The organism is Loktanella salsilacus, from assembly GCF_900114485.1.
GTDB lineage: Bacteria > Pseudomonadota > Alphaproteobacteria > Rhodobacterales > Rhodobacteraceae > Loktanella > Loktanella salsilacus.
In genome coordinates, this window is the sequence record NZ_FOTF01000014.1 from 1 (window position 1) to 25,366 (window position 25,366).

General features: G+C 62.3%; 25 protein-coding genes and 1 tRNA gene. 6 read left to right on the forward strand and 20 right to left on the reverse strand.

Annotated features, from left to right (window positions below):
• Positions 1 to 299: hypothetical protein (locus BM131_RS20280; RefSeq protein ID WP_217646867.1), on the reverse strand; the 299-nt coding region annotated here is incomplete at its 3' end.
• A 69-nt stretch (positions 300 to 368) separates the two neighbouring features.
• Complete coding sequence (locus tag BM131_RS12925; protein WP_090190113.1) at positions 369 to 1,193, reverse strand: TolB family protein; 825 nt, start codon at positions 1,191 to 1,193, stop codon at positions 369 to 371.
• A gap of 68 nt (positions 1,194 to 1,261) precedes the next feature.
• Between BM131_RS12925 and pyrF the strand changes: the two genes are divergently transcribed.
• Both pyrF and BM131_RS12935 read left to right on the forward strand, forming a co-directional pair.
• Positions 1,262 to 1,981, forward strand: coding sequence for an orotidine-5'-phosphate decarboxylase (pyrF, locus tag BM131_RS12930; protein ID WP_090190117.1), 720 nt, complete (start codon positions 1,262 to 1,264; stop codon positions 1,979 to 1,981).
• A gap of 109 nt (positions 1,982 to 2,090) precedes the next feature.
• A complete protein-coding gene (locus BM131_RS12935; RefSeq protein WP_090190119.1) occupies positions 2,091 to 2,303 on the forward strand; it encodes an orotidine 5'-phosphate decarboxylase in 213 nt (70 codons plus the stop codon).
• A gap of 161 nt (positions 2,304 to 2,464) precedes the next feature.
• Here the strand turns inward: BM131_RS12935 and BM131_RS12940 are convergent, their stop codons facing one another.
• The 9 genes from BM131_RS12940 to BM131_RS12980 all read right to left on the reverse strand — a co-directional run bounded on the left by BM131_RS12940 (position 2,465) and on the right by BM131_RS12980 (position 11,296).
• Complete coding sequence (locus tag BM131_RS12940; protein WP_090190120.1) at positions 2,465 to 2,731, reverse strand: NfeD family protein; 267 nt, start codon at positions 2,729 to 2,731, stop codon at positions 2,465 to 2,467.
• Positions 2,731 to 3,624 (reverse strand): SPFH domain-containing protein, encoded by an 894-nt coding sequence (locus BM131_RS12945; protein ID WP_090190268.1) that lies wholly within the window; start codon positions 3,622 to 3,624, stop codon positions 2,731 to 2,733. The genes BM131_RS12940 and BM131_RS12945 overlap by 1 nt, the downstream gene beginning before the upstream one ends.
• A 252-nt stretch (positions 3,625 to 3,876) precedes the next feature.
• A complete protein-coding gene (locus BM131_RS12950) occupies positions 3,877 to 4,512 on the reverse strand; it encodes an ATP-binding cassette domain-containing protein (protein ID WP_090190122.1) in 636 nt (211 codons plus the stop codon).
• Positions 4,505 to 6,196, reverse strand: a complete 1,692-nt coding sequence (locus BM131_RS12955) for an ABC transporter permease (RefSeq protein ID WP_090190124.1) — start codon at positions 6,194 to 6,196, stop codon at positions 4,505 to 4,507. Before BM131_RS12955 ends, BM131_RS12950 begins: the two co-directional genes overlap by 8 nt.
• A gap of 94 nt (positions 6,197 to 6,290) precedes the next feature.
• Positions 6,291 to 7,487, reverse strand: coding sequence for an ABC transporter substrate-binding protein (locus BM131_RS12960; RefSeq protein WP_090190126.1), 1,197 nt, complete (start codon positions 7,485 to 7,487; stop codon positions 6,291 to 6,293).
• A 21-nt stretch (positions 7,488 to 7,508) separates the two neighbouring features.
• Positions 7,509 to 8,111, reverse strand: a complete 603-nt coding sequence (locus BM131_RS12965) for a CDP-alcohol phosphatidyltransferase family protein (protein ID WP_090190128.1) — start codon at positions 8,109 to 8,111, stop codon at positions 7,509 to 7,511.
• A gap of 90 nt (positions 8,112 to 8,201) precedes the next feature.
• Positions 8,202 to 8,546, reverse strand: a complete 345-nt coding sequence (locus BM131_RS12970) for an antibiotic biosynthesis monooxygenase family protein (protein WP_090190130.1) — start codon at positions 8,544 to 8,546, stop codon at positions 8,202 to 8,204.
• Positions 8,547 to 8,733: 187 nt separating this feature from the next.
• Entirely contained in the window at positions 8,734 to 10,740 is a 2,007-nt protein-coding gene (locus tag BM131_RS12975; protein WP_090190132.1) for a hydantoinase/oxoprolinase N-terminal domain-containing protein, read from the reverse strand.
• 79 nt (positions 10,741 to 10,819) lie between these two features.
• The gene (locus BM131_RS12980; RefSeq protein ID WP_090190134.1) at positions 10,820 to 11,296 is read right to left on the reverse strand and encodes an NUDIX domain-containing protein; all 477 of its coding nucleotides are present in this window, start codon (positions 11,294 to 11,296) and stop codon (positions 10,820 to 10,822) included.
• Between the two features lie 25 nt (positions 11,297 to 11,321).
• Here BM131_RS12980 and BM131_RS12985 point away from each other — a divergent pair, with 25 nt between their 5' ends.
• Positions 11,322 to 12,575, forward strand: a complete 1,254-nt coding sequence (locus BM131_RS12985) for a DNA polymerase IV (RefSeq protein ID WP_090190136.1) — start codon at positions 11,322 to 11,324, stop codon at positions 12,573 to 12,575.
• 26 nt (positions 12,576 to 12,601) lie between these two features.
• Here BM131_RS12985 and BM131_RS12990 read toward each other — a convergent pair whose 3' ends face one another.
• Positions 12,602 to 14,395 carry an SLC13 family permease gene (locus BM131_RS12990; protein ID WP_090190270.1) on the reverse strand — a complete coding sequence of 598 codons (1,794 nt, stop codon included), beginning with the start codon at positions 14,393 to 14,395 and terminating at the stop codon, positions 12,602 to 12,604.
• 34 nt (positions 14,396 to 14,429) lie between these two features.
• Complete coding sequence (locus BM131_RS12995) at positions 14,430 to 15,284, reverse strand: N-formylglutamate amidohydrolase (RefSeq protein ID WP_090190138.1); 855 nt, start codon at positions 15,282 to 15,284, stop codon at positions 14,430 to 14,432.
• Between the two features lie 152 nt (positions 15,285 to 15,436).
• On the opposite strand from BM131_RS12995, the gene BM131_RS13000 reads away from it, so the two are divergent.
• From BM131_RS13000 to BM131_RS13010, 3 genes are all read left to right on the forward strand, one after another.
• A tRNA-Val gene (locus BM131_RS13000) sits at positions 15,437 to 15,511 on the forward strand.
• Between the two features lie 82 nt (positions 15,512 to 15,593).
• A complete protein-coding gene (gene ykgO, locus BM131_RS13005) occupies positions 15,594 to 15,719 on the forward strand; it encodes a type B 50S ribosomal protein L36 (protein ID WP_072857948.1) in 126 nt (41 codons plus the stop codon).
• A 128-nt stretch (positions 15,720 to 15,847) separates the two neighbouring features.
• Positions 15,848 to 17,062 (forward strand): PPC domain-containing protein, encoded by a 1,215-nt coding sequence (locus tag BM131_RS13010; RefSeq protein WP_090190140.1) that lies wholly within the window; start codon positions 15,848 to 15,850, stop codon positions 17,060 to 17,062.
• On the opposite strand, the gene BM131_RS13015 is transcribed toward BM131_RS13010, so the two are convergent.
• The 7 genes from BM131_RS13015 to BM131_RS13045 all read right to left on the reverse strand — a co-directional run bounded on the left by BM131_RS13015 (position 17,059) and on the right by BM131_RS13045 (position 25,354).
• Positions 17,059 to 18,741 (reverse strand): peptidoglycan-binding domain-containing protein, encoded by a 1,683-nt coding sequence (locus BM131_RS13015; protein WP_090190142.1) that lies wholly within the window; start codon positions 18,739 to 18,741, stop codon positions 17,059 to 17,061. The two genes, BM131_RS13010 and BM131_RS13015, sit on opposite strands and share 4 nt — an antisense overlap.
• Positions 18,742 to 18,763: 22 nt before the next feature.
• A complete protein-coding gene (locus tag BM131_RS13020; RefSeq protein WP_090190144.1) occupies positions 18,764 to 19,960 on the reverse strand; it encodes a phenylacetate--CoA ligase family protein in 1,197 nt (398 codons plus the stop codon).
• 110 nt (positions 19,961 to 20,070) lie between these two features.
• Positions 20,071 to 20,898 carry an ABC transporter ATP-binding protein gene (locus BM131_RS13025; protein WP_090190272.1) on the reverse strand — a complete coding sequence of 276 codons (828 nt, stop codon included), beginning with the start codon at positions 20,896 to 20,898 and terminating at the stop codon, positions 20,071 to 20,073.
• Positions 20,899 to 20,974: 76 nt separating this feature from the next.
• The gene (locus BM131_RS13030; RefSeq protein ID WP_090190147.1) at positions 20,975 to 22,258 is read right to left on the reverse strand and encodes an ABC transporter substrate-binding protein; all 1,284 of its coding nucleotides are present in this window, start codon (positions 22,256 to 22,258) and stop codon (positions 20,975 to 20,977) included.
• An 80-nt stretch (positions 22,259 to 22,338) separates the two neighbouring features.
• A complete protein-coding gene (locus BM131_RS13035) occupies positions 22,339 to 23,415 on the reverse strand; it encodes a branched-chain amino acid ABC transporter permease (protein WP_090190149.1) in 1,077 nt (358 codons plus the stop codon).
• Positions 23,416 to 23,516: 101 nt separating this feature from the next.
• Complete coding sequence (locus BM131_RS13040) at positions 23,517 to 24,512, reverse strand: branched-chain amino acid ABC transporter permease (protein ID WP_090190151.1); 996 nt, start codon at positions 24,510 to 24,512, stop codon at positions 23,517 to 23,519.
• 23 nt (positions 24,513 to 24,535) lie between these two features.
• Positions 24,536 to 25,354: an ABC transporter ATP-binding protein gene (locus tag BM131_RS13045; RefSeq protein WP_090190153.1), complete on the reverse strand. Its 819-nt coding sequence runs from the start codon at positions 25,352 to 25,354 to the stop codon at positions 24,536 to 24,538.
• Positions 25,355 to 25,366 lie beyond the last annotated feature (12 nt).

Sequence of the window (25,366 nt, forward strand, 5' to 3'; positions counted from 1 at the left end):
GCAGGTGCAGCTTCTTCAGCAGGTGCAGCTTCTTCAGCAGGTGCAGCTTCTTCAGCAGGTGCAGCTTCTTCAGCAGGTGCAGCTTCTTCAGCAGGCGCATCGGCTTCCGCCTCAACAACACCCTCGGCATGATCCTCAGCAGCGGCACCATGGGCCGCGACGGGGCCAGAGCCGACCGCTTCACCCACAGTGGGGCGCGTCACGGCGATTGCCAGCGCGATAACCATCATGACGCCAGCGCCAAGGCCGACCATCATCAAAAACGGGTTAGAGGCGAAACCGCCTGTCTTTTGTGCCACCGCAAAACTCCTTGTCATATGACGGGCCACGCCCTTTGGCCAAAGACCTAGGTCCATCGCCCGCCATGGTCAATCCACGCTGGGCGCATAGCGCACAAAGGCAAAGGATCGGCCATCCGGTGCCCAGCACGGCACATTGATCGATCCCTGCCCGCCAAATAGCGTCAAAACCGGCACACTTTCACCGCCACCTTGGGGCATAATCCTTAAGGTGACGTTCAAATCACGCGGATGGTACAGCGTGCCACCTGGATAGGCCAAGTACAGCACATGACGCCCGTCAGGGCTGGGGTGCGGGAACCAATCGACCGTATCCGATGTCACCATCCGCTGCACGTCCGAGCCGTCGCGCCGCATCCGCCAAATCTGCGCCTGCCCGCTACGGTCGGAATTGAACCAAATCCATTCGCCGTCTGCACTATAATCCGGGCCATCATTATGCCCCTCATCCCCAAGCCGTCCGGTCAACTGAACCTCTTGCTCTTGCTGCACGCAAATCTCGTATCGCTCGCCGCGCCGCGCACAATAGGCGATCTCTGCCCCGTCCGGGCTGACGCCGTGCCAATAGGACGGCACATCGCGCACAATCTGTTCCGCCGCACCGCCCGCCACAGGAATGCGATACAGCGTCGACAGCTTATCCACATGGGAAGAGGCATAGATCCATGCGCCATCTGGGCTGAACCCGTGGTCATTATTACAGGCCTGCGCGATCCCGCTGTCGATCACTGCCACCTCGCCCCCGTCCAGCGGCACCCGCAACAGCCTCCCGTCGCGGTTCACCAGCAGCCAGCCATCAGGGTGCCAATTCGGCGCCTCGATCAGATCATCGGTCTCCCACAGCACGCGGGTCCGTCCCCGCGCCAGATCGCACACTTCCAGACTGCTGCGCATCCCGTCCCCCTGATTGCCCCTGCGGCCGCTTGCGACTAAACCACACTCAAATCGCGAAAGGAAAGCCCATGACCGCTGCCGATGACCGCCTGATTGTTGCCCTTGATGTGCCCAATGTCGTTGCGGGGATGGAGCTGGCCAATAAACTTGGCAGCGCCGTGTCCTTCTATAAGATCGGCCTTGGCATGCTGACCGGCGGCGGGCTCGCCCTCGCGAACGAGCTGAAGCACGAGCATGGCAAGCGTATCTTCCTTGATATGAAGCTGTTCGATATCGGTGCCACGGTAGAGGCGGCCGTGCGCGGCTTTACCCAATTCGACATCGACTTTCTGACGGTCCACGGCGACCCGCATGTTGTGCGCGCCGCCAAAGCCGGTGCCGCTGGCAGCAACATGAAAATCCTCGCCGTCACGATCCTGACCTCCCTCGACCGGGCCGATCTAGATGCATCGCTGATCCGCGACGGCGCGATCCCCGATCTGGTCGTCGACCGTGCTGGCCGCGCCTTTGACGCCGGTGCCGATGGCATCATCGCCTCCCCGCAAGAGGCTGCCGCGATTCGCGCCCTGCCCGAAGCAAAAGGCGGCCTGATCGTCACCCCCGGCGTGCGCCCCGACGGTGCCGCGCTTGGCGATCAAAAACGCGTTGCCACACCGGCACTTGCCCTGCAGGACGGCGCTGACCACATCGTTGTTGGTCGCCCCATCTGGCAGGCCCAAGACCCCCGCGCTGCCGCCCTATCGATTCTGAAACAGATGGCCGCTGTTCGTCACGAAAACGGCATGTAAACCGTATTTTTGACTTTTTCGGAACTATTTTGAATTTGTGTCGTTACTAACTCAATAGATCACACCACAGACGTGGCAAACACTGCCCGCTGATCGAGGAGTAAAGAGCATGACACAGATCAACCTTGGCGATGTCCGTTACAACGCAACCGCCGGTGCCTTTGAGGCCCGCGTCGATATCCAGCGCGCTGGCCGCACCTTCCGCTATCCCTGCATGGTGGCAGGCCCGCTGAACATGGACATGGACCGCGTTCGCACCGGTCTGGCCAAGCACGCCCTGCGCATGTCCGACAGCGGCGCGTCGCTGATGTCGTCCATCTGATTTTAAGATTCCCGACGGCCTGCTGCCGCAGTCTCTGCCTCTGTCCCGAGTTGATTGCATCATGGCGCGACCTTCGAACTGGCTCGGTGTTCCCTCGGACACCGGGCCATTTTTTTACCCAATGCGTCACCTGCCATCGCGCAGGAAAACACGGCGTGCGCTTAGTCGTTGATGTCGCGTTCCCAGATTTTCGGAGTCTGCCCCGGCAGGCCGAAAACTCTGCGCATCGCAAGGTAGGCCCCCAGCGACAGCGCCGCGAAGATCACCAGGATAAGCGGCATCGACGCGATCGGCACGATCAGCAAAAGCAGACCCACCAAGGCTGCGCCTATGGCAAAGCCCAAAAAGATATAGCCCGGCACGATCACTTCTAGCGTTGCCAAACCAAGGGCGGCAGACAGCCAGACCCACCAGACAGAGGCCAACATCAGACCTTACCTTTCAACATACGGAACGCGTTACCAAAGGCTTCGACCGCATCGGCAGGCAGGATAACCGTCTGTTGACCCGCCCCTTGGCTGATCTTCGCGATCGCCTCGACCTGTTTCAGCGCGACTTGGTACTGCGCGGCCTCCAGCCCGTTTTCCGCGATGGCGACAGCGACGACTTGGGTCGCATAGGCCTCTGCATCAGCCAGCACGCGGCGCGCTTTGGCCTCTTGCTCTGCGGAATACAGGTCAGCGTCAGCCTGCAATTCGACCGCGCGCTTCTTACCCTCGGCCTCTGTCACTTGGGCACGGCGGGCGCGTTCGGCATTCAACTGCTGCAACATCGCGGCGCGGGTGGCGGCGTCTAGGTTCACGTCTAGGATCTCGGCCCGCGTAACCTCAATCCCCCAATCGTCGACCTGCTGCGCCAACTGCTCGCGCACGGCGGCGATGACACTACTCCGGTTAGACTGCACTTGATCCAGCTCCATCCGGCCAACCTCTGACCGGACGATCCCGGCCACGGTGGTGGCGATGGCACCGTCCACGTCGCGGATACGATAGACAGTCTTTTCAGGCTCTATAATGCGGTAAAACACGCTGGTTTCGACCTGCACCAACACGTTGTCAGATGTAATGGCGTCCTGTTTCATCGTCGGCAGCTGGCGTTCCAGAATGCTGACCTTGTGCCGGACCTGATCCAAAAACGGCACGATGAAGTTGATGCCCGGTCCAAGCACAGCGCGCAGACGGCCCAACCGTTCAACGACATACTTTTCGGACTGCGGCACGATGCGCACGCCAGCAAAGACGCAGACGATGATGAACAGTGCCAGCAACAGCAGCACAAGGTTCTGTCCCAGAAAATCAGTCAATTGCGCTTGAGGGTCCATCCGCATCACTCCCATAGTGTTGCGGAACAGCTAAGACCGGCGCGCCGTGGTTGCAACGCAAACCAACCGCCAAAACCCAAGGTCTGTTACGGCGTTGCCCTACGACCACCACGTCAATGCAATGCTAACCCCTTGTCAGGAAAAACGATTCTTTTACATAATATGTATCGCGTGCGAAACATTTAGTTTTTGAAATGTATTTCCGCCGTGTGTGCCTGTTTCGATCATTTACCGATAGCGCTGCCCGCAGGGCTAGGTGCCAAGGGTCACAACCTCTCCGCCTGCGGCCTCTGCATCTTGGGCATCATGGGTGACCATCAGGACGGGCAAGGCGCGACTGCGGGCGCGGGCAAAAACCAGATCGCGCACCTGCGCCCGCAGCGCCGTGTCGAGCCGGCCAAAGGCTTCGTCCAGCAGCAAGGCGCAAGGCTCTGCCAGCAGCATCCGCATCAACGCAACCCGCGCCTTTTGCCCGCCCGAAAGCGTCGCAGGATCACGGTTCGCAAAGCCTGCCAGATCGACTTCGGCCAGGGCATCCTCGATCCGGTTTTGCCGCGCGGCACGGCTGCCGCCGGGGCGCAGGCCAAAGGCAAGGTTCGCACCGACAGACAAATGCGGGAACAGCAGATCGTCTTGAAACAAGATGCCGACCATCCGGCGCTGCGGGGCGGCGTCGGTGATGTCGCGTCCGTCCAGATGCACCCGTCCGGTAAAGCTAAAGGCCCGCGGCAAGGTACCTGTGACCACAGACAGCAGCGTCGATTTGCCGATGCCCGACGGGCCCATCACGCTTAGCACCTCGCCGGGCGCGATGTGATGGTCCAGCGCCACCAACGGCTTGCCGTCTTTGAAAACGGCGATGCGGTCTAGGGTCAGGCCCTTATCCATGGCTTAGTCCTTTTCGGTTACGCCAGACCAGCGCGGGAATGATCAGGGCCAGCGCGAATGGCACAAGCGCGGCGCCGGTTTGCATCAGGCCCCAAACAGCAATCGCCCGCCGGTCCCCGCCAGAGGTGAGGGCGACCGCCTCGGTCGTTAGGGTCGCGACCCGGCCACCGCCGATCAGCAGGGTCGGCAGGTATTGCCCAACGCTGACCGACAATCCGACGGCAACCGCTGTCAGAACTGGCCGCAGCAACATCGGCAAGCGCACCCGCCAAAGGATGCCGTCGGGACTGGCCCCAAGGGCGGCAGCGACGCTGGCGTTGCGGGAATCCCAAGCGCGAAACGGATCGGCGAGGGACAGAAACACATAGGGAAGCACGAAAACCAAGTGCGCCAGCATGACAGGGGCGCGTCCGATATCGGCCCCCACATTCAACAGCAACGATTGCAGGCCCGGCAGGAATGCAGTCTGCGGGATCAGCAGTGGCAAATACAGCAGCAACAGCCCGCGCTGCGTTAGGTTACGGCGCTGGCGATACTCGGCCTCTAGGCAGCCGATGGTCAGGATCAGCGCCAGCAGGGTAACGCTGCCAGCGATCAAAGCTGTCTCGCCCAGCGCGTCCAGCACGCCAGTTGACTGGCGCATCCAAGTCTTGAGAGAGAAGGCATCAGGCAGCGCGTTTGGAAAGCTCCAGAAACCGGAAAACGACCAGACGGCCAGCACGACAAGACCGAGCAGGATCGACAACGCCGCAATGGACGCGGCCGACAACGCGGCGATGCGCAGGGGTGCGTCGGATGCACCGCGATGGCCGCTGGTAATCCAACGCAGGCCAAGGGTGGCGACGATGATTTCGCCAAGACGCCAGAACAGCAACGCACCCACGACCAGCGCCAGCTGCAACAGCGCGGCAGAGCTGGCGAGCAGGCGGGCGGTAAAGTCAGGCTCGCCCATCCAGCGGACGATCTGCACGGACAGCGGCGGCGGGGTGTTGGGGCCAAGGATCAGAGCCACGTCAACGACGCTCATCCCGTAGGCCAGCACGACGTAAACCGGCAGGCGGATTTGGGCGTAGACCCTTGGGAAAACGGTCTTGAGCCAACCTGTCGTGCGACCATAGCCAAGGGCCGATGCAATCGCGCGGGCGCGGGCGGCGTCAGTTTGGCCCAGCGCGGCAAGGGTCATCAGCAGCAGGAATGGCATTTCCTTAACCACCATCCCCAGCATCAGGGTCAGGCCAAGCGGGTCTTGCACGATGAGCCAGTCAGGCGGATTGGTCCACCCGGTGATGCCGGGCGACAACAGCCGGGCAATCCACCCCGACGGCGCGATCAGAAACGCGAGGCCAAAGGCCGCAGCGGCGTGCGGCACGCTAAGCAGCGGGGACAGCAGGCGTTCCAATGCGCGAAAGGCGCGGGTGCCGGACCAGCCCGCGACCAGCAGCATGACGAGCGCAAGCGCGATGACCGTCGTGCCGATCCCCGTCGTCAGGGACAGCATCACGCTGCGCGGCAGGCCCGGCCAATCAAGCAGTGCGCGAAAGGCGTCTAGGTTCGGCCCAACCAACCCACCGGCAGGCAGGTGGCCAAAGGCGGGCAGCACTGTGCCGTAAAGTCCCGCCAGCACAGGGCCAAGCATCACAAGCAGCGTCAGCGCGGGGACGACGGGAAGGACGCGATTCTTCATACGCTGGTCCTGCCCGGCGCGGATAAAGGCAAAAGCGCCCTCCGGTTTACGGGAGGGCGCTGAGGGCTGAAAGATGGTAGCCGCTTGGACAAGTTTACTGCGCCACGCCGTAGCGGGCTGTCCAATCGTCGCTGATGCGGGTCATCCAGCTTGGGTGCGGCTCTGCCTGAACGGTGCCAAGCTCCTCTGGCGAGAGGGTGGCGATGCCAAGGTCGAGGGCATCGAACAGCGCCTTTTGGTCTGCGTCCAGTTTATCCATGGCCAGCACGGTGCCGTAACCAAGGATGTTGGGGTCCTGCGCGCGCGCCTGCGCTTCTGGCGAAAGCAAAGCGTTGGCGACGACCATCGCGCCCTCGAAGCTGCCAGAGTTGTAGGGGATCGCAACGAAGGACGCGTTGCCAATGGTGCCCTTGTCCAGCACGAAGGTGCGCACGGTGTCGGGCAGTTCGTCATTGGCGATCGCCGCGGTGGCTGCGCCCGGGCTGAAGGAAATCGACAGGTCGATTTCACGATCCGCAATCAGTGGGAACATGGCGGTGCCAGTCGCAGGATAGGCGCGGCCCTGACGCCACAAGGTAGGGGTCAGCGCGTCAAGGTAAGCCCAAAGCGGTGCTGTCACGTCTTCGTAATTGTCGTCCGTCGCGGGCTGTTGCAGCACGCTGGCGTCAACCAGCGTATCGACCAGCACCTGTTTCAGAAACGTCGTGCCAAGGAAGTCTGGCGGCTGCGGATAGGTAAAGCGACCGGGGTTTGCGGTGGACCAGTCAAGGATCGCCTGCATCGAGCCCATCGGCTCCAGCACCTCGCTGTTATAGTCGAACACGACCTGCGCCATGGCCCAAGGGGATTCAAAGCCTTCGACGGGGACGGTGAAATCGGTCTGCACGGTTTTGCCGTCGACATCGACGTATTGCCAGTTTGGCAGTTGCTCTGCGAAGGGGCCGAACAGCAGGCCTGCGTCCTTCATTGCGGCAAAGTTCGCGCCGTTAATCCAGATCATATCGATCGCGCCGTCCGTATCGGTGCCTGCCTGCTTTTCGGCCAGCACGCGTGTCACGGCGTCGGCGGTGTCGGTCAGTTTGACGTGTTCCAGCGTGACGCCGTATTCGTCCTGCACCTTTGCGCCGATCCAAGCGATGAAATCATTGGTCGTCGTCGACCCGCCCCAAGCGTTCCAATAGACAGTCTGCCCCTTGGCAGCGGCGGTGACCGCATCCCAATCGGCGGGGTCGGTTTGCGCGTGGGCCGCAAGTGGCAAGGCCATGGCGGCCAGAAGGGCGAGAGATTTCATGTCGGTCCTTTCAAAGAGGGATCAAGTGAAGAGCTTGGACGCGCCGTAGATACGCAAGGTGGCTGTCACAAGACATAACGCGCCAAAGACCCAAGACAGCGGGGCAAAGGCAGCAGGAAACAGGCAAAGCAGGACGAAGAAGACAATCGTCTCGGTCCCTTCGAGCAGGCCGTTGGAGTAGTAGAGCGATTTGATGCCCTGCGCCTGCGTCGTGATCCCGCGCTTTTCCGCAAGGATGGCATAGCCAAGGAAACTGGTGCCATTGATATAGAAGGACGCGAGCAGAAAAGCACCGGCGAGGCCGTTTGCATCATTCAGGAACACAAAAGAGAGCGGAATAGCGGCGTAAAAAGCAAAATCGCACGCGATATCAAGGTAACCGCCGAAGTCGGTGTTCCGGGTTGCGCGGGCGACGGCACCGTCCAGACCGTCAGCAAGGCGGCTAGCGAGCAGCGGGATCAGCGCCAGCAGCGGAGCGCCAAAGGCGATCATCGCGGCGGCAATCAGGCCCAGCGCCAAGCCCAGCAGCGTCACGGTGTTCGCTGTCCAACCACGCGCTGCCAGAGCGCGGCCCAGCCGGTTAAGCGGCGGGTCGATCAGCTGGCGGGCAGTGCGGTCGAGCATATCAGCAGCCTTGTACGGGTTGATCTGTTTTGACGCAGCCGCCTGGGCCTTGCAATCCGCCTGACAGCAACGTGACGCAGTGAAATGGTGTTAATCGTGCAAGGCGCGGCTGTCGGTAGGGGCCTCGGCGCGGTCGGTCATGCTGTAGTCGCGCATGACGCCGCACACGCGGATGCGGTAATCGGCGAACATCTCTGTCCGGCCAGCGGACTGGGCACCGCGGTGGGCCGTGAGTTTGCGCCATTCTTCCAATGCGGCCTCGTCCCGGAAGAAGCTGATGGACAGAAGTTTATCCGGGTTGGTGATGGACTGAAAGCGTTCGACGGACAGGAAACCGTCGATCTGTTCGACCAGCGGGCGCATTTTGGCGGCCATGGCGAGGTAGGCGTCGCGCTTGTCTGCGTGGGGCAGGACTTCGAAGATGACAGCGATCATGGCGGGCCTTTGAGTTTGGGCATTGGCGGTCATGCTAGCGGGAAAGGGTAGAGGGCGGCCAGCCCCCCGGCGCGCTGCGCCGCCCCCCGAGGTATTTTTGACCAGAAGAAGGTCTTAGGCGGAGAGGTGGAGGGGGCCAGCCCCCGTCCCTGCGGGACTTCCCCGGGATATTTGGGACGAGAATAAGCTACGACCGGGCGATCCGGGGGCGGCCGCGGGCGGTCACGCGTAGGCCCGCGCCAAAGAACATCTCTTGCCCCTCTATCAAAGCGGCGTTGATGTCGCGGGTGATGGTGATTTGTGGATCGGTGACGCCGGCCTGTGCTGCGCGGACGGTCGCGGTGGCGGTCAGGCTGGATTCGAGGGCGGCAAGTGCGGCGGCGGAGGTCGGGAAGGTTTGCGGGGCCTCTTCGGTGTGGACGGTGAAGCGGCCCGCGCCGGGGGCGGTGATGGTGCCGCTGGCTTGCATGACGACTTGGCCGACGACGGCACCGATGGCGTTGGCGACATCGGCGTGGTCTGGCACAATCATCTGCGTCCCAAGGCGGTCGCCCACCGCGCCATAGTAGCTGGCGGCAGAGGCACCGAGGCCGATGACGGGCACGCCAAGGGAGAGTTGCGTCTTGATCAGCCCGTTGTGCCGGTCGAGGCCCGCCATCGTCAGCGGGTGAGCGGCAAGGCGTTCCGGCGTGACCTCGCCCCAGTCGCGGGCGTCGTCGGCGAAGGCGGCTTGCAGCAGGCAATCGGCGGTTTGCGATGTGACTTGGGCGATGATGGTCTGGGCAAGGCTGGTGGCATCGGTGGCGATGCGCTGGCCGTCGCCGCGCCGGGTGCGGGTGAAGAGGGTGAGCGCTTTGGTTGCGGCGTCTGCGTCCCATTGATCGGTCAGGGCAAGGACATGGGCCGCGTCGGACGGGGTGACGCCAGCGATTATGGCAAGGCCGCGCGTGACGAGGCGCAGCAGCGCGGGTTGGTCGAGGCGCGTTGTGACCACATCGCCCATGCGCGCAGGCCCAGCGGCGAGGCGTTCGGCGACGATGGCTTCGCGCTTGTCCAGATTGCCCGGCAGGTGGTGCCAGAGCGGCACGGCGAATTGACCGCCATCCAGCGGTGGGCCGTCTTGGGCAAGAGCGCGGTCAAGCACGGGATGCACCAGATCGGGGTGTGTCTGCGCCAGCAAAGAGATCGGCATCAAGCGGCGCGGGCCAAGGTGCAGGGCACCGTCCAAACCGGGCACAACGCTGACGGCGCTGTCGCCGCCAAGGCCCCAGGTGCGCATTGCCACAGCCTCTACCATTGTGCGGAAGCCGCCGACCATTGCGCCCTGCGGATCAATGCGGGGGGCTCCGTTTTGCAATTGGCAGATATCGGTCGTGGTGCCGCCGATGTCAGAGATCAGCGCATCGCGCTGCTGCGTCAGCCAAGCGGCCCCTGCGACAGAGGCGGCGGGGCCGGAGAGGATCGTCTCGATCGGGCGGGTGCGAGCCATGTCGGCGGGAATCAGGGCGCCATCGCCGCGCACGACCATCAGGCGGGCGGTCACACCGATGGTGGTCAGGTGTGCTTCGACGGCGGTAATCAGCCCCGCGATCATGCCGATGAGGCGGGCGTTGAGCACGGCGGTGAGGGCGCGTTTCGGCCCGCCCAGCGCGGCAGAGAGTTCGTGCGAGCAGGTGACCGGCAGGCCGGTGGCGGTGCGGATCAGATCGGCGGCGGCAATTTCATGGGCCGGATTGCGGGTGGCAAAGCTGGCGGCGACGGCGAATCCGGTGACGGGCGGCAGGTCCTGCAGGGCGGTGCGCAGGGCGTCTGTGTCGAAAGGCGCGGCTTCGGTCCCGGCGTGGGTATGGCCGCCGGGCAGGGCGATCACGGGGTCGCCGCGCAGGGCGTCTTGCAGGCCAGCGCGGGTTAGTTCCTGCGCGTCAAAGCCGATGAAAATCAGGGCGATACGGCCCCCCTGCCCTTCGACCAGCGCATTGGTGGCGAGGGTGGTCGAGAGGGAGACGACGTCAATGTCAGTGGCCGCGATACCCGCCTTGGCGATGGCAGCGTCGATGGCACCAGCGACGCCGATCGCCAGATCGGGACGGCTGGTCAGCGCCTTGGCTTTCGCCAGCACGAGGGTCGCATCGCCGTCCAGCACGGCGGCGTCGGTATAGGTGCCGCCGGTATCGACGCCGAGTAGATAGCCCATGGCCTGCCCCTTTTACTTGCGGCTTGGGTGTAGCGCCCCGGCAGGCTGGCCTTCTAGCCCCAATCGCACACGGGCCGCATTACCGTGGCAGACCGGCAAGCGCGGGGTCGCTGGCCGGAGCGCCCGCGCGCCACAGCGCAAGGCGATCTTGCAATGCGCCTGCGACGTCGGGCCATTGCAGGACCGTGTCGACGCAGGCCATGCGCCAGAACTGGCCTTCGTCGCCGAATATGACATCGTTTTGCGCCGAAGCGGGCAAGCGGGCAACGAAATACCAGATGATCAGGCCGTCAGAGGCGCGGCGTGCGCGGCGTTGCCAGATGACGGCGGACGGGGGCAGGATCAGGCCGACCTCTTCCTGCGTCTCTCTTGCGACGCATTGAAACGGAGACTCCCCAGGGTCGCGGCCGCCGCCGGGGAAATCCCACATGTCGGGATAGGGAATGTCCGGTTTTTTATCGCGGCGGATGACGATCAACTGATCACCCAGAAACAGCGCGACCTTGGCCCCGTCAAAGTCGTCGCTGCTTTGTGCATCAACCGGCGTTGTGACCATCGCCCGCACCCCTTATTCTAAATGTATGCCAAGTCTTTGCCGCGATTGCCTGACGACCTTTGACACCGCGCGGCGGTGCCCGGCTTGCCGCAGCCCGCGTGTGACGTCGCACCCAGAGCTGTTCGACCTGACAATCGCCCACATGGACTGCGACGCATTCTACGCCAGCGTCGAGAAGCGCGACAACCCGGCGCTTGCGGATAAGCCTGTCATTATTGGCGGCGGCCGGCGCGGCGTGGTGTCGACGGCGTGTTACGTGGCGCGGATCAGGGGCGTGAAATCGGCGATGCCGATGTTTCAGGCGCTGAAGCTGTGCCCTGACGCGGTGATCGTGAAGCCGCGGTTCGAGGCCTATGTTGAAGCCAGCCGCGCGATCCGCGTGCTGATGGACGAACTGACACCGGTGGTGGAACCGCTGAGCCTGGATGAGGCGTTTTTGGACATGACGGGCACCGCCCGCCTGCACGGTGCGCCGCCTGCGGTGATGCTGGCGCGGCTGGTCAAGCGGATGAAGGACGAGCTGGGGCTGACCGGGTCTATCGGACTGAGCCACAACAAGTTTCTGGCCAAGGTTGCGTCTGATCTGGATAAACCACGCGGGTTTTCCCTGATCGGCGCGGCAGAGACGACAGAATTTTTGCGGCCCAAGTCGGTACGATTGATCTGGGGGATTGGCGCGGTGGGTCAGGAAAGTCTGGCCAGCGCGGGGATTCGCACCTTTGACGATCTGCTGCGCTGGGATCGGCGCGATCTGAATGACCGCTTTGGCGGCATGGGGGATCGGTTGTGGCAGCTTGCCCGCGGCGAAGACGGGCGGCGGATCAGCGCCCATACGCCCGTGCGCGGGCTGTCGAATGAGACGACATTTCACGAGGATACCAAGGATGTCGACATCCTTGACGGGCATATCTGGCGCATGGCGGAAAAGGTCAGTTCCCGCGCCAAGGCCAAGGATATCGCCGGGCGCGTTGTGACGTTGAAGCTGAAGCGCAGCGATCATGGGTTGATCACACGGCGGCAGTCTCTGCGGCATCCGACTCAGATTGCCGACACGATATACCGCACGGCGCGCGGTCTGTTTGACGCCGCAGCCCCGCATCCAACCTACCGTTTGCTGGGTGTCGGGTTGTCCGAGCTGACGCCGGGAACCGAGGCGGATTTGACCGCCGATCTGCTGGACCCCGGCGCCGACAAGCGTATCCGCGCCGAGCGGGCGGCAGATGCGATCAGGGGGCGCTTTGGCGACGCGGCCATTATCAAAGGCCGCGCCTTGCGGTAGGGGCTAAAACGTCCTTTGGGCTGCGCCTAGAACGGAAAGAACAATGGGATCGCGATGACCGAGGCGGCACCCACGATCAGGTTCATCGGCACACCAATCTTAAGAAAGTCCGTAAAGCGGTAGTCCCCGGCACCGTAAACCAGTGTGTTGGTCTGATAGCCGATGGGGGTCGCAAAGCTGGCAGAAGCACCGAACATCACCGCCACGACCAAGGGGCGCGGATCAATGCCCGCTTGCGCGGCAAGCCCCACGGCGATGGGGGTCAGGATCACAGCGACGGCAGAGTTCGTCACCATTTCCGTCAGGATCGACGTCACCGCATAGATCGCAGCCAGCAGCAAGATGGGCGGCAGGCCGTCCAGCACCGGAGCGAGCGTATCCACGATCAGCTGCACAGCGCCGGTTTCCTGAAGGCCGACACCGACGATCAGCATCGCAAAGATCAGCACGAGGATCTGGGCGTCGATGGCGCCCCATGCTTCCTCGCTATCGATGCAGCGCAGGATCAGGATCAGCGCGACGGCGACCAGCGACACAATCGCGATGGGGGCGACGTTAAGCGCCGCGAGGCCAACGACGGCGAGCAGGGCGAGCAGGGCAATCGGCGCGCGGCCACGGCGGTAAGCCCGGCCAGAGGACAGGGTGACGGTCATCATGTCACCCGCACTGGACAGTTGTTCAAACGCGCCCTGCGTGCCTTCGAGGAGTAAGGAATCGGCGGCGCGCAGACGGGCGCTGCGCAGGTCCGGGCCCATCTGGTGACCGTGCCGGTATGCGCCCAGCACGCGCATGCCATGGCGATAGCCGATCGACATTTGATCAAGGGTCTGACTGCCAGCGCGGCTGCCGCCGGTCACCATCGCCTCGGCGATGACCAGATCGCCATCGGGGGCACCCGTGGGGGCGGCGCCGCGGCGATAGCCGGTGACAAGGCCGGGGACGCCGTGCAGGGTCAGCAGTTCGGACATGCTGGCGCGGATGACGATTTCATCGCCGGCGCTGACCTCGTGGGTATCCAACCCATCGCGGCGCAGACGGCCGCCTTTGCGAATAGCTGTGACTTGAACGCCGGCGTGGGAAAAGACCACGACTTCGGGCAGCAGCTTGCCAAGGCTGGCGAAATCTTCGGTCACGCGGACCTCTGTCAGGTAGACGGAATCGTCTTTGGCGGTGTTGTCCATCGTACCGCGCCGGGCGGGCAACAGCAGCGGGCCCAGCACCGCAAGGGTCGCAAGACCAGTTGCGATGGCGATCAGGCCGACGGGCATGATTTCAAAGATGCCGAACGCCTCTAGCCCTTGATCCGTTGCGACGCCCGAAATCAGGATGTTCGTCGAGGTCCCGATCAGGGTCAGCGTCCCGCCAAGGATGGCGACATAGGACAGCGGGATCAGCAGGCGGGTTTCGGCAATGCCAAGCGAGCGGGCCAGCCGGATCACCACGGGAATCAGCACCAGCACGATCGGGGTATTGTTCACGAAGGCAGAGCCGATGACCGTCGCCGCGACAAAAGCCGCGCCAGCGACAAAGGGGCGTTGCCCGGCGAGGGTGATGATACGGTTCGACAGCTCCTCTAGCAGGCCCGTGCGCACAAGCGCGCCGGACAGCACGAACATCGCCGCAATCGTGATCGGGGCGGAGTTTGAGAAGACGCCAAGCACCTGATCCACGGGCACCAGCCCAAGGACGATGAACAGCGCGGCAGCGCCTGCGGCTGTCACCTCTGGCGGGTACTTTTCCCAGATAAAGGTCACAAGCAGCAACACCAAAAGGCCCAGCGCCACCAAGGGCGCCCAGTCGGCAGGGATGAAATCGGTCATGGGGTCCATCGAAAAGAGGGGAAACGGTTACTGTTTATTCAGCCGCAAGTGCATGGTCGTCTGCTGCGCCAGCGGCGGCAATCCGGACGATGACGCCGTCCAGAAGGCGGCGCAGGTCGTCGAAATCGTCACGCTTTTGCAGCGTCTGCTCGTTCATATAGAGGGCGCGGTCAATCTCGATCTGGACCGCGTGCTGGCGGCGGGCGGGTTTGCCGTAGTGCTGCGCGACATAAGCCCCGGCAAACGGCGCATTGCGCACGCAGCGCAGACCGGCGGCCGTGAAGGCTTCACAGACCTCGTGGACCAGCGCGGGGCTGGCGGATGCGCCGAAGCGGTCGCCGATCACAACGTCAGGGCGCGGGCCGGTGATATTGTCCAGCGCCTCGTGCGGCATGGAATGGCAGTCGATCAGCACGGACTGGCCGAACAGCCGCGCTGATTCGTCCAGCAGCGTTTGCAAACGGTCATGCCAGGGGCGCCAATGCTGCGTGATCCGCGCATGCGCCTGTTCCAGCGTGATCTTGCCGTCGTGAATCACCCGGCCCCCCGCAACAACGCGGGGAATCACGCCAAGACCGCTTGCGACTCGGGGATTGGACGAGATTCGGCGCACGCCGTCGATCAAAGCGGGGTCTAATTCTTCGGGTGCGCGATTAAAATCGACATAGGCACGCGGCGTGCGGGCGGCGATCAGGGGCGCGCCGTGCCCGGGGGCACCTGCAAACAGGTCGTCAACATAGGCATCTTCGGACGATCGGATCGCATCGCTATTCAGCTTTGATTGCGCTAAAAACGCAGCAGGATAGGCTCTTCCGCTATGGGGCGACGCAAAAACCACGCAGGTGGACCGCACGGAAGGGCTGTAAAGGTCGTATGCGGGGTGGGTCATGGCTGCTCCTGTTCGGGTCAAAGATAGCGCGTTTATAGAAAACACCAAAAGGCCTTGATCCCCCCGAATGATCCTTTTATAGACCGCCTACCCGACGCGGTTCTGCCCGCGCACTTGTTCACTCAAGGGCACAGGCAAACAGCAAACGGAATGGATGATTAGCTCAGCGGTAGAGCACTTCGTTGACATCGAAGGGGTCACTGGTTCGATCCCAGTATCGTCCACCAGAATTCGCGGGGGGCCAGCAATGGTCCCCTTATTTTAACCCAAGGCGCAACCGCCGCGCCGCGACAAGAGGAGCCTTTCAATATGAAAGTACGCAACTCCCTCCGCTCGCTCAAGCAGCGCCACCGCGATTGCCGCGTCGTGCGCCGTAAGGGCCGTGTCTACGTTATCAACAAGACACAACCCCGGTTCAAAGCCCGTCAGGGCTAATATCGGTTTTCTATCGATGCAAAGGCCGTGCCCATTTGGGCGCGGCCTTTTGCGTTTGGGGTGGCGTCCTGCCTGCCGTCTGTCCTAGGTTAAGGTAATTGATTTTCCTTTATCGAAGGCCATGATCCATGCCAAAATTTCGCCTAGGCTTTGCCGCCCTTGCCACACTAATCGCGGCCCCTGCCGCTGCGCAGGACACCTTTTGCGGCGAGGCAGGCACGGGCGGCCAGTGGATCGGCGGCACGGCCGAGACATCGGACATCGCCACTGCGGACAGCTTTGGCGAGCAAATGGCGCTGGTGCTGAACGGCAACCGCTTTGTTGGACTGTTCAGCCTCAGCGAGGCGACCGAGGTTCGGATCGAGGCCGCAGGCCGAGGCAATGGTGACCCAACGCTAACGCTGCTGGGGCCGGACGGCACGGAAGTAGCCACTGACGACGATTCGGGCGGCAATGGCGCATCGCGGATTGAGACGACGCTGGAGCCCGGCGAATACTGCGCCGTGGTGCGCAGCTTTGACGATTCGCCCATGACCGCCTTTGTCCGCGTTGGCCGCATTGACATGGAAGCGCTGACAACCGGCGCAAACGATGCTCCTGATGGCGGGCCGTCTGCAGAACGGGTGCAAAGCTGTGCTGATGGACGCGATCTGGGCGTCATGGGCGCAGACGGCCTGTCCTATCAGGGCAGCGCGGCAGAGGCGGGTTTCGCCCGTTTCACACTAGAGGCCCCCGCTGCGATCAGCGTGACCGCCGATAACGCAGAGGCTGACCCGACGTTGACCCTGATCGGGCCGGACGACGAAACCGTTGGCGAAAATGACGACTTCGACGGGCTGAATTCCCGCATTGATGCGTCGACACCGTTGGCGGCAGGCACCTATTGCATCGCGCTGGATGCGATCAGCGACCGCGACCTGCCGATTGATGTCGCCGTCAGCGCCTATGACGCGGCTGCTGCGCTGGCCAATCTGTTCGCCCAAGGCGAAGCCGCGCCGCCGATGGATGGCTCTGTCGCCATCACCGACTTGGGCGCACTGCCGAACCGGTTGCGCCGCGACGAGCAAATCTCTGGCGATGCGACGTGGTTCAGCCTGACGCTCGACGCGCCGGGCCTGTTGTTGATCGAGGCGATTTCCAGCGGATCAGAAGGCGATCCGTGGCTGGTGATGTACGACGATCTGGGCCGCGAGATCGCGCAGGATGACGATGGCGGCGACGGCACGGACGCCCGCTTGGTCGCCCGCACCTTGCCCGGCACCTATCTGGTCGGCGTCAAACAGGTCGGCGACCAGAGCGGGTTCGTCCGCCTGCTGGCCGAACGGTTTATCCCCGCCCCTTAACGAAAAGCGTCGGTCAGCATCTGCGACACCGTCGCCTGATCTAGATAACCGCTGGCGGTCAGCTGGCGGTCACGCTGATACCGGCGGATCGCGCCGCGGGTATCGTTGTCGATCCGACCATCCACGGCCCCCGGCTGTAGGCCAAGCTGTTGCAGCCGAGATTCGACCAAGCGCAGGCTGATCGGGTCAAGCGCAAGCTGCCGCTCTGTTGCGGCGGCGGCGGCCTGTTCGGCCTGCCTACCATTCTGCGCAGTCAAATCCGCAAGACGCGCCTGCGCCTCTGCCTCAAACGCACCATCACCGGGACGATCCAGATAGGCTTTATAGGCGGCAGCGTTGTCCGCCTGCCGCGCGCGATCCCAAGAAGCACGATCTTCGGCCTGGGCCGTATTCCGCGTCTGTGCCTGAATCTGCTGCAAGGCGGCAATAGCTTGCGGTGCGAATTGGCCGTCCGGATGTTTTTCCAGATATTCACGCAATCCCGCGGCGGTTCCCGTCGCGCCTGTCCGTTCCCAATCGGTGCGGTCCGCCGCCCGATTGGCGGCGCGGCGCTGCTCTGCTTGCAGTTCCAGTTCTGCGGCGCGGCGGGCGGCCTGATCGTTGATCAGACCAATCGTATCCGCCGTCAGGTACCCGGTCTGGGCCGTATTGTTCTGGCCCTGCCACGTCTTAATGGCCCCGCGCGTGCCGGGTCCAAAGATACCGTCGATGCCGCGTGTGTCAAAGCCAAGCACTTGCAGATTACGCTGCACGGCGCGGCGCGCCTCAACGGGAAGCTTCAGGTCGTCCTCTGCCTGTTTGAGCGCAAGGTTGGGATCGCGCAAAGCTTGCAAGCGCGCAACAGCATCGCCCGCATTGGCCCCGTTCGGGAAGCGGTCCAGATAGGCGGCGTAGGATGCTTGGGTGTCTGTTTTGCGGGCCTGCTCCCATGCGGACCCTTCAAACATGGTGGCTAGATCCGCGGTCACGCCAGTGACAACATCATTGGTGGCCTGCGGAACAGGTGCGCTGGGCGTTTGGCCGCTAGGCACCAGCACCAACCGACCGGGCACAAAGCCGCTGGCGGTCAGGCTTTTTGATTTACGTACAGCCGCGATCACATCACCGCCCGGCACAGCGATCACATCGCGTAGCAGGTTGCGGGCTGCGGCCACATCACCGCGCACAACGGTAACGCCGCTGGGGATCGTCAGATCGCCGATGCCTGACAGCAGGCCCGGGCCGGCGATATCAGCATCACTGTCTTGCTCGCCCAACACCAGCACCGCCGATCCGGGGGTCTGCGCCAGAAGCATCATCGCGGTTTCCACCGACAGGGACCGCTGCCCCACGGTAAAGGGCGCGGGCTGGGGCGAATCTGCGGTCAGCAGCCAACTGCGCGTGCCGTCATTCACGAACTGCCCCGCCAGCACCACGACCATGCGGTCGGCATCCGGCGATAGCGCAGCAAAGGCGTTGCCCTGCCCTTGCACCGCTGTGCTATCCGTAGCCCCGTTCCCAGATCCGAAGACACGGAAGCCCGCCGTATTTAGCGCCGCGCCGGCCTGCGCGACCTCGATCCCGCCGGTGACATCAGGCAGCGCGGCATAATCGGTGATCCCGACGATCAAGGCCGCATCCTGCGCCTGCGCAAGGGACGCGGCACAGAACAAAACGGAAGACAGCAACAATTGGCGCATGGGAATGGTCCTTACAGGGGCTTTAGGTGTCGTATGTCCTACGATCCTCGATCACGAGGCCGTCGCGGGGCAGACTGCCAGCAGCGTGAAACGTCACGTCGCCGCGCAGTTTGAGGATGTCTTTGATTGCGCTTGCGGCGGCATCAGGGTCAAGACCTGCACCTTCGATCTGCACGATCAAAGTATCGGCATCGCCGTCCCGGTCCGCGATTACCCGCGCACGGTCCGCGCCAAGGGCCGTGACCAGCGCCGCGACCTGTTCGGGGCGCACGAACATGCCTTTAATCTTGGTCGTTTGATCCGCGCGGCCCATCCAACCCTTGATGCGCATATTGGTGCGCCCGCAAGGTGATTGGCCATCCATCACGGCGCTAAGATCGCCGGTGGCAAAGCGGATCAGGGGGTAATCAGGGTTCAGGGTGGTGACAATCACCTCGCCGACCTCTCCTGACGGGACGGGATCACCGGTGCCGGGGGTGCAGATTTCCAAAATCACCCCTTCGTCGACGATCATGCCGCTGGTGGACGACGTCTCGTAGGCGATCATGCCCAGATCGGCGGTGGCATAGCATTGCAGGCAGGCGATGCCGCGATCCGCATAGTATTGGCGCAGTTGCGGGAATAGCGCGCCGCCTGACACGGCGGCCTTGGTGATGTTCAGGGTCACGCCCATCGCGTCGGCCTTTTCCAAAATCACCTTTAGGTAATCCGGCGTGCCAGCATAGGCGGTAACACCAGCGGCGGCGGCGGCCTGCACCTGCAACTCGGTTTGCCCGGTGCCAGCAGGCACCACAACTGCGCCCACCGCACGCGCACCGTTTTCAAACATCGTGCCGGCGGGGGTCAGGTGATAGCCAAAGCAGTTCTGCACCACATCGCCAGCACCAATCCCGCAAGCATGCAAAAAGCGGCCGAAGCGCCACCAGTCGTGGCTGCTGCCGCCCGGTTCATAAATCGGACCGGGGGATTGAAAGATATGCGTGATATTCTGCACTGGAATGCCGCCAAAGGGCGGATTGTCCCGCTGCCAATCGACAAGCTGCGATTTGCGCAGCACCGGCAGGCGGGGCAGGTCACCTAACTGGTCCACCTGCCCGCCCGCCAGACAAGAGCCCGGAGTGTCCTCCACCCGCTTAATCTGCTCTTGAAGGCCCGCAAGCTGTGCAGTCGCACGGGTCTTGGCGTCACGGGTTTCCAGATTGTCGTATGGGGCGGTCATCACGGTCTCTCCTGTCCGGTGGGTGACGACACTGTGCCGCCCCGGACAGTTCAGATCTAGGGACGTCGGCCGTCGCTATACAATAACGTGGGGGTGTCAGGCGATGCGGATCACGCCAACCAGCGCTTGCGCCGGCGGTAGCTGCGCACATCGCGGAATGATTTGCGGCCTTCGTCGGAGACACCCAGATAGAATTCCTTCACATCGGGGTTTTCACGCAGCTCTGCTGCGGGGCCTTCCATGACGACGCGGCCCGATTCAAGGATATACCCGTGGTGGGCAAAGCGCAGCGCGACGTTGGTGTTCTGCTCTGCCAGCAGAAAGCTTACGCCTTCGCGCTCGTTCAGATCTTTGACGATGCCAAAGATTTCCTCCACCAGCTGCGGCGCAAGGCCCATCGACGGCTCGTCCAGTAGGATCGTTTCAGGCCGGGACATCAGCGCACGGCCAATCGCGCACATCTGTTGCTCCCCGCCAGAGGTATAGCCCGCCTGGCTCTTGCGCCGCTCGCGTAAGCGCGGAAAATAGTTATAGACCATTTCTAGATCGGCGCTGACAGCGCCCTTACCATCACCGCGCGTATAAGCACCGGTCATCAGGTTTTCTTCGATGGTCAGATGCTCGAAGCAATGACGCCCTTCCATGACCTGAATGACGCCGCGTTTGACCAGCGCCTCTGGCGACAGTTCCTGCACCCGCTCGCCGCGATAGGTGATCGTGCCCTTGGTCACCGCGCCGCGTTCGGAATGCAGCAGGTTCGAAATCGCCTTGAGCGTCGTGGTCTTGCCCGCGCCATTGCCGCCCAAAAGGGCCGTAATCCCGCCCTTAGGCACCTTCAGGCTGACGCCTTTCAGCACAAGGATGACGGAATTATAGATCACCTCGATATTGCTGACGTCCAGCAAGGTCTCAGTCTCGGTCCCGGTGTTATCCAGCATGGCGGTGCCCCCCTGCATCATCTTGCCTAAAATACTCAAAAACCGGGCGGCCCCGCAAAGGGCCGCCCGATATGTCTTACAGACAGCCCGGCGTGATACCGTTCTCTGCCGCATAGGCGGCGGCGTCTTCTGCGATCAGCGGGTCAATCACGTCCTTATCGGGCGCGATAAAGTCAGTCAGCGGCACCCAGACCTTGTCGGTCGCGTTCCACTGCTGGACCAGACCTTCACCCGAACCAGAGTGGTTCTGGCAAGAGACAGAAAACTCTGGCCCGATGCCTTCCATGCCCAGTTCAGCCATGCGGGCGTTGGTGATTTCCAACGCTTCCATGCCATCGCGCACCTGCGCAGGTGTCACGGCGGATGTGCCAGCCAGCTCTTGCGCCTTGGCAATCGATTCAGCCGCCAGCATCGCTGCATACATGCCGCGCACGTACAGCACTTGGCCAATGTTCGATCCGTCGCCAGCACCGTTGCCCGCATCGATAACCTGCGTGCGGATTTCATCCAGCACAGGGTAGTCCTGAATGCGGTTCATGTTCAGCGACTTATAACCGTCGGCTGCCATGCCTGCGGGCAGAACGTCAGGCTCTGCGCCAGCCCACCAGTTGCCGATGAACTGATCCATCGGATAGCCAACGTTCGCGGCCTCTTGGATGGCGACCTGGTTCTGTACGCCCCAGCCCCACATGATGACATAGTCAGGACGCTCGCGGCGGATCTGCAGCCACTGCGACTTCTGCTCTTGACCCGGAGGATCAACCGGCAGCTGCGTCAGCTTAAAGCCATGCTTTTCTGACAGCGCTTCCAGCGTGCGGATCGGCTCTTTGCCATAAGCAGAATTGTGGTAGATCAGCGCGATCGTCTTGCCGGACAGATCGTCGCCGTTCTCGCTCAGCAGATAATTCACCGCGACAGATGCCGCGTCCCAATAAGTCGCCGGATAGTTAAAGACCCATGGGAAAGTCTCGCCTGCTGCGGCGGACGTGCGGCCGTAACCCATCGTGTGCATCGGGATGGTGTCAGCGGTCGCCTTGGGGATCAGCTGATAGGTGATGCCAGTGGACAGCGGCTGATAGACAAGCGCGTTGTCGCCCTTGGTCGCCTCGTAGCATTCCACACCTTTTTCGGTGTTATAGGCGGTCTCGCATTCATCAATGCGGATCATCTCGCCGCCGATGCCGCCATCGCGGGCGTTCAGCAGGTTCAGGTAGTCCTGATAACCGTCGGAAAACGGCGTGCCATTGGCGGCATAGGGGCCGGTGCGATAGCTTAGATCCGGCAGGACCAGTTCGGCCAGTGCAGGCCCGCTGGCCAAAAGCCCGGCCAATGCCGCCGTGGCAAATGTCTTCATTTTCATCTCAAGTCTCCTCCCAAAGATTGATCGATGCGCCGGAATGCGTTCCGGCTTTGCCCGGCGGGGATGACCCCGCCCGGTATTTAGTAAGGGAACGGCCACATCCGCAGCTTTTCCTTTGCGACGCGCCACAGTTGCGCCAAGCCGTGCGGTTCCTTGATCAAGAAGAACATGATCAACCCGCCCACGGCAACAAGTTGTAGATGCGCGACGGTGGAACTTGGCCATCCCAGAATATCAACGCCCAGCACCTTTAGTGCGACAGGCAGCAGCACAAGGAACGCCGCCCCGGCAAAGCTGCCAAAGATGCTGCCAAGCCCGCCGATGATGCACATGAACAGCACAAGGAACGATTTCTGGATGCCAAAGGCTTCGCCGACCTCGACCGCGCCCAGATACACTGCAAAGAACAGCGCCCCCGCGATCCCGATAAAGAAGGATGACACCGCAAACGCCGTCAGCTTCGCCTTGAGCGGATCAACTCCGATAATCTCGGCTGCGATATCCATGTCCCGGATCGCCATCCATTGCCGGCCCAAAGAGCCCCGCGTCAGATTGCGCGCAAGCAGGGCGCAAAGCGTCACAAAGAACAAACAGATCAAATACTGCGCCCAAGGCGTCGTTTCGGCCCCAGTGACAGCGATATTGCCGATAAACCGCTCCGGCGCGGAAATTTGGCCAGAGGCAGAGTAGTTGTAAAACCACGGCACCTTGTTGAACAGCCACACCAGAAAGAACTGCGCGGCCAGCGTCGCGACAGCAAGGTAGAACCCCTTGATCCGCAACGACGGCAAGCCAAACGCAGCACCGACCGCAGCCGTGATGAACCCGGCCAGCACGACATGGATCAGAATGCTGACATCGGGAAATGACGTCATCAGCTTGTAAACACTATATGCGCCCACGGCCATGAACCCGCCCGTGCCCAGCGACACCTGCCCACAATAGCCTGTCAGAATGTTCAGCCCGATCGCCGCAATCGCATAAATCAGGAACGGCACCAGAATGGCGTTTGCCCAATAATCGTTGATGAAAAATGGGATCACCAGCCAAGCGACGGCCAGCACAACCCAATAGCGCCACCGGTCGAACTTGATCGGAAAGGTCTGGCTATCCGCGGCATAGCTCGTCTTAAAGTCACCGGCCTCACGATACAGCATGATGCGTCCCCTTCTTCTGGTTCCAAATACCTGCGCCGCAGGCCTGCGTGGCCGGGCGGGCGGGCGCCGTGAGGCAGAGCCTCACGCGGGCGCTTGCACGGTCACACACGTTCAATGATCCGCTCCCCGAACAGGCCCTGCGGGCGGAACACCAGAAAGATCAGCGCCAGCACGTAGGCGAACCAGTTCTCGGTGGCGCCCCCGACCATCGGGCCGATCATGAATTCGAACAGCTTCTCGCCCACGCCGATAATCAGCCCGCCCACGATGGCGCCGGGGATCGACGTAAACCCGCCCAGCATCAGCACCGGCAGCGCCTTAAGCGCGATCAGCGACAGCGAAAACTGCACGCCGGACTTTGCGCCCCACATCACACCCGCGACCAGTGCCACCATGCCCGCCAGCGACCAGACCAGAATCCAGATAAAGTTCAGCGAAATCCCGACCGACAGCGCCGCCTGATGATCGTCGGCCACGGCCCGCATCGCGCGGCCCTGCTTGGTGTATTGGGCAAAGACGATCAGACCGATCACAAGGATCGCAGCGACGATGCTGGCGGTGATGTCCAGCTTGTCGATAAAGAAGCCATAGAAATCTTCGCCGCCCAGATGGACCGAGATATTCTCGACCCACATCGACCCGCCCTGCGGGATGCCGATGTCCAGCGTCTTGATGTCGGACCCCCACATCAGATCGCCGATGCCTTCTAGGAAATACGCCAGACCGATGGTTGCCATGAACAGGATGATCGGCTCTTGCCCGACCAGATGCTTGAACACAAAGGTATGCACCATCCATGCAAAGGCGATCATGACGACCAGTGTCAGCGCAATCGCCAGCAGCGCCGGCACATGCCAGCCAAAGTGGTGAATATCCGTGCCAAAGGTCGCGTTGATGATATGCGAAAACGGCACCTGCCCTTCCATCACACCGACCAGCGTCAAGGCCGCAAACAGCGCCATAACCCCTTGGGCGTAATTGAAAATACCCGACGCCTTAAAAATCAGAACGAACCCCAGCGCGACCAGCGCATACAGCACGCCTGACATCAGGCCGTTGATGACGACTTCCACACCATACAGAAAATCAGCGGACATTGCGTGCTCCTTCAGTCATGGTCTTAGTCATGGGCGACCCCCAGATAAGCGTCGATCACTTCTTGATTGTTGCGCACTTCTGACGGGGTGCCGTCGCCGATCTTGCGGCCGTAATCCATGACGACCACCCGGTCAGACAGGTCCATAACCACGCCCATGTCATGTTCGATCAAGGCAATCGTGGTGCCAAATTCGTCGTTCACATCTAGAATAAAGCGGCTCATGTCCTCTTTTTCCTCGACGTTCATGCCGGCCATCGGCTCGTCCAGCAGCAACAGTTTCGGCTCTGCTGCCAGCGCGCGGGCCAGCTCGACACGCTTTTTCAGACCATAAGGCAGGCGCCCAACGGGCGTCTTGCGGATCGCCTGAATTTCCAAAAAGTCGATGATCCGTTCGACCACGGCGCGGTTTTCCACCTCTTCGCGCTCGGCCCGGCCTTTCCAGACCGCCTGCGCCAGCAGCCCGCTTTTCATATGCGTCAGCCGGCCCGTCATGATGTTGTCGAGCACCGACATGCCATCAAACAGCGCGATATTCTGGAACGTGCGGGCGATGCCCTGCCGCGCGACCTGATAGGGCTTCATCGGCGGACGCTTTGCGCCGCGGAACCAAACCTCGCCGTCTTGCGGGTTATAGAAGCCCGAAATCACGTTCAGCATCGACGATTTTCCGGCCCCGTTTGGACCAATAATCGCGCGAATTTCGCCTTCGCGGATGTCAAAGCTGATGTCCTTGATCGCCTCGACCCCGCCAAAGCGCAGCGTAATCCCGCGCATGTCCATCAGGACATCGCCAATCTGACGCCCGTCAGCAGTCGTGTATGGCGCAACCGTATCTTTCATGCGCTTCTCCCG